The sequence below is a fragment of the Rhodoferax sp. UBA5149 genome, from assembly GCF_002413825.1.
Classification (GTDB): Bacteria; Pseudomonadota; Gammaproteobacteria; order Burkholderiales; family Burkholderiaceae_C; genus Rhodoferax.
The window spans coordinates 7,741-11,982 of sequence record NZ_DHXT01000005.1 but is presented as its reverse complement, the minus strand read 5'-3'; the positions used below and the strand labels follow the sequence as shown (position 1 = coordinate 11,982).

The following is a 4,242-nucleotide window of genomic DNA, read 5'->3' as shown; positions in this document are numbered from 1 at the left end:
TTGCCGGTCGAGCGTGCGATAGCCAAACTTGGCAGTGACCTGGGTTTGGCCCGGCGCAGGCGCCATATCACACAGGCATCGCTGGCCGAGCGGATTGGCGCGTCGCTGTCCACGGTTCGGCGCATGGAACAGGGCGACCTGCGGGTGCCCCTGCACTTTTTTGCGCGTGCATTGCATATCTTCGGCGAAGTTGAGAGACTCGCCAATCTGCTTGACACCGCCCAGGACGACATTGGTCTGACCCTCATGGATGAGCAGCTGCCCAAGCGGGTTCGCGCCAGGAAAATCACGCCAACGGGGGCGCTGTGAAATCGCCCGTCAACATCAAACAGCAAGTCGATGTTTGCCTTGGGCGGGCCGGCACCCACATCGGCGACCTGACCTACGTCAAGCAAGGCAAGCGCGAAAACACCGCGTTCGCCTATGCCCCGGCGTGGCTCGCCAACCCGGATGCTTTTAGTGTGTCGCCGGACCTTGCCTTGATTTCAGGTCATCAGATCCGCAAGGCGCCTTCCGCCTCAGACTCCTGCTTTCACTTCGCCATCGCCGACACGGCACCGGATGCGTGGGGTCGCCGGGTCATCCTGCGCGAGCACGCCAAGCGCCGCAAAGTGGATGCGAGCTTGCGCGAGCTCACCGAGCTCGACTTTTTGCTGGCGGTGGACGACTTCAGTCGAATCGGCGCGCTGCGGCTTCAGGACCGCGCGGGAACCTACCTCCGAACCGTCGAGCAAGGCCAGCGCACGACGCCTGCGATGCTTGAACTGCAACACATGTTTGAGGCCAGTCGCGCGGTCGAAACCGGCACCGAGAGCGCCGACGACTTGCGTTACCTCGTCGGCAAGGGCACGTCACTGGGCGGCATGCGGCCCAAATGCACCGTCATCGACGACAACGGGCTGCTGGCCATTGGCAAGTTTCCCAGCGTTGACGACACCCGCAGCGTCACGCGCGGCGAAGTGCTCGCGCTTCGCCTGGCGCGGCTCGCTGGTATCGATGCGGCGCCTGCGCGCATCGTCGAGATCAACGGCGTGGCCGTTGCCATCATCGAGCGCTTTGACCGCACGCCAGACAGCGCGCGCATCCCTTATCTGTCGGCCGCCTCGATGCTGCAGGCCTCCCGGCAACACGAGCACAGCTACACCGAAATTGCCGACGCCATCCGCGCCAACTCACCGCAGCCTACAGCGGATGCCCGGCAACTGTGGCGCCGCATCGTGTTCAACCTCTTGATCACGAACGTGGACGACCACCTGCAGAACCTTGGCTTTCTGCATGTGAGCAACGCGCAGTGGCGGCTGGCCCCGGCCTTTGACCTCAACCCGTTTCCGGACAAGGACCGCGAGTCCAAAACGTGGTTGTCCGCTGACGTGGGGCCTGTCATGGAGCTGGCCCCCTTGATGACCCACTGCGCCTACTTTTCCCTGACGCCTGCCCTGGCCCTGGCGGCGTTGGCTGACGTGGTCAAGTCGGTGTCCGACTGGCGGACGGTGGCCCGCCATGCGACCGTGGGCCTGCAGAGCCATGAGTTGGACGACTTCGCCCCTGCCTTCGAGCATGAGCAGATGGACACAGCACGCAAGCTGTTGAGGTGAGGAGGCTGAGCGGCGGCAGGCGCGGCGGTTTTTTCGCATTAAATCAGCCGCTAGCCCTTTTGGAATATGCGCAGGTAGCTATTGATTTAGTAGTATTTTTGTTTCTGGTGATGGAGCTTATTCGTCACATACCAGGCGGCGGCATTGATTTTTTGAATGGCTGGAGGGCAGCGATAGCGGGTATTCGCCAACGGCTGCTTACTGGCAGCTCAATTTCCTTCCAGTCAGAAGTCGTTCGTCGCATTCGGCATCGTGCCCATAGGAATCACTGAAAAGAGTGGCGGTCATTCGCGGAGGTGGCCTGGGGGGTCAAAGCAGTGACTTCGGCTACGAGATTAATTTTTCTCCCTGCCGTCAACAATGCAGATGAAGGCAGGGACTGAATTCAGCGGTCTGATTACTTCCGTAACAAGCGCAGGCCATTGCCAACCACCAGCAGGCTGGCACCCACATCCGCAAACACAGCCATCCACATCGTGCCACTACCGGTCAGCGTCAGGACCAGAAACACCGCCTTGATGCCCAATGCCAGCACAATGTTTTGAATCAGCAGCGCATGGGTGTCGCGCGACAAGCGAATGAAGCGCGGTAGCTTGCGCAGGTCGTCATCCATCAAGGCCACATCGGCGGTCTCGATAGCCGTGCCGGTGCCTGCTGCACCCATGGCGAAACCAATATCGGAGCGTGCCAGCGCGGGGGCGTCATTGATGCCGTCACCGACCATGCCCACCGCACCTTCTTTTCCGACCATGCTTTCAATGGCCTTGAGCTTGTCCTCGGGCAGCAAATCGCCACGGGCTTCGTCGATGCCGACCTGAGCCGCGATGGCCTTGGCCGTATGCGAGTTGTCGCCCGTTAGCATGACCGTCTTGATCCCCAGGGCGTGCAGTTCGGCAATGGCCTGGCGGCTACTGTCCTTGACCGTGTCGGCCACGGCGAACAAGCCATGGACACTCTGCTCATCGGTCAGCAGGATGACTGTTTTGCCTTGCTCTTCCAGGGCCGACAAGCGGGTTTCCAGTTCGTCAGAGCAGCGGCCTTGTTCATGAATCAGGTGGTGATTGCCCAAGTGGTAGAGCTTGCCGTCAATGATTCCCCTGGTGCCGCGTCCGGGCAGCGCTTCAAACGCCGTCACATCGCGCAACGCAATGCCATCGCGCTGGGCCGCTTCAGCCAAGGCGCGTGACACCGGGTGATCCGAGCGACTGGCCAGACTGGCAGCCAGGCTGCGAACGTCCAATTCATTCCAGTCATTCAACACACAAAAATCAGTCTGTGCAGGTTTGCCATGGGTCAGAGTGCCTGTTTTGTCGAGTGCCAGCCACTTTAACTTGCGGCCCTCTTCCAGATAGACGCCACCCTTGACGAGAATGCCATGACGCGCAGCGGCAGCCAGACCACTGACGATGGTGACAGGCGTTGAAATCACCAGCGCACATGGGCAGGCAATCACCAGCAGGACGAGCGCCTTGTAGATCCAGGTGAACCAGTCTGTGTCCAGCAGCAAAGGCGGCAAAACAGCAACGGCCAACGCCATGGCGAAGACCACCGGGGTATAGATCTGCGCGAAGCGATCGACGAACCGTTGCGTTGGTGCTCGCGCACCTTGCGCTGCTTCGACCGCATGGATGATGCGCGCCAGGGTGCTGTTGTCCGCAGCGGCTGTCACCCGGTATTCGAAAGAGCCTGATTCGTTGATCGTCCCGGCAAAGACGGCGTCACCTTCAACCTTGTCCACCGGCAGGCTTTCTCCCGTGATGGGGGCCTGATTGACGGTTGAGCGTCCGCTGAGAATTTTCCCGTCCAGTGCGATGCGCTCGCCGGGTTTGATACGCACACGCGCGTTGACAGCAACCGACCTTGCGGCGACCTCAAGCCAAGCACCGTTGTCTTGCAAGACGGTGGCGCGTTCCGGGGCCAACTGCATCAAGCCTCGAATGGCATGGCGCGCCCGGTCAAGCGACTTGGCCTCAATCAACTCCGCAATTGTGAACAGCACCATCACCATGGCCGCTTCGGGCCATTGGCCCAGCAACAGCGCCCCCGTTACGGCAATGCTCATCAGGGCATTGATGTTGAGATTGCCATTGCGAATGGCAATCCAGCCTTTTTTATAAGTGGTGATGCCGCAGGCCAGAACGGCCACGAGCGCCAGCACGGCGGCAATCCAGGTGGGCAAACCCACCCAATGCACGACCTCGGAGCCCATGGCAGCGGCACCGGCCAATGCCAGCGGCCACCAAGGCTTGGCGGGCTCGGGCGTGGGTTCGGCGTGGGCCGACGTGTCACTGGCCATCTCGGGCGTGAAGCCCAATGAACGGATCGCGGCCAGAATCGGCTCGATGAGTTGGGGGGCATGTGTCACCGTCAGTACGCGTTGCATTAGGTTGAACTCCATGCCAACCACCCCCACCATGGTTCCCAGTTTCTTGCGCAACAGCGCCTCTTCAGTGGGGCAATCCATCTGCATGATGCGGATCGATGTTTGGGTCCCGGAGCCGGTCAGAACCGGTTTGCCAAGCGTTGGCGGCACCAGACTGACATCATGGCCGCAACCCGCCGTGCCGCAGGACGAAATGGGGGGTGCAGGAGCCGCGCAGCACGAACCTTCAGCGTAAGTATGGGAATGGTCGTGATCGTGATCGTG

At 61.0% G+C, this 4,242-nt stretch carries 3 protein-coding genes; 2 read left to right on the top strand and 1 reads right to left on the bottom strand.

Annotated elements, in window-relative coordinates:
* Together B3V69_RS00225 and B3V69_RS00220 are read left to right on the top strand one after the other, a co-directional pair.
* The coding region (locus B3V69_RS00225) for a helix-turn-helix domain-containing protein (protein WP_296442687.1) at positions 1 to 309 on the top strand (309 nt) is incomplete at its 5' end.
* Positions 306 to 1,595: a type II toxin-antitoxin system HipA family toxin gene (locus tag B3V69_RS00220; protein WP_296442685.1), complete on the top strand. Its 1,290-nt coding sequence runs from the start codon at positions 306 to 308 to the stop codon at positions 1,593 to 1,595. The genes B3V69_RS00225 and B3V69_RS00220, both read left to right, overlap by 4 nt.
* A 397-nt stretch (positions 1,596 to 1,992) precedes the next feature.
* On the opposite strand, the gene B3V69_RS00215 is transcribed toward B3V69_RS00220, so the two are convergent.
* Complete coding sequence (locus tag B3V69_RS00215; RefSeq protein ID WP_414707445.1) at positions 1,993 to 4,173, bottom strand: heavy metal translocating P-type ATPase; 2,181 nt, start codon at positions 4,171 to 4,173, stop codon at positions 1,993 to 1,995.
* Between the last annotated feature and the right edge of the window lie 69 nt (positions 4,174 to 4,242).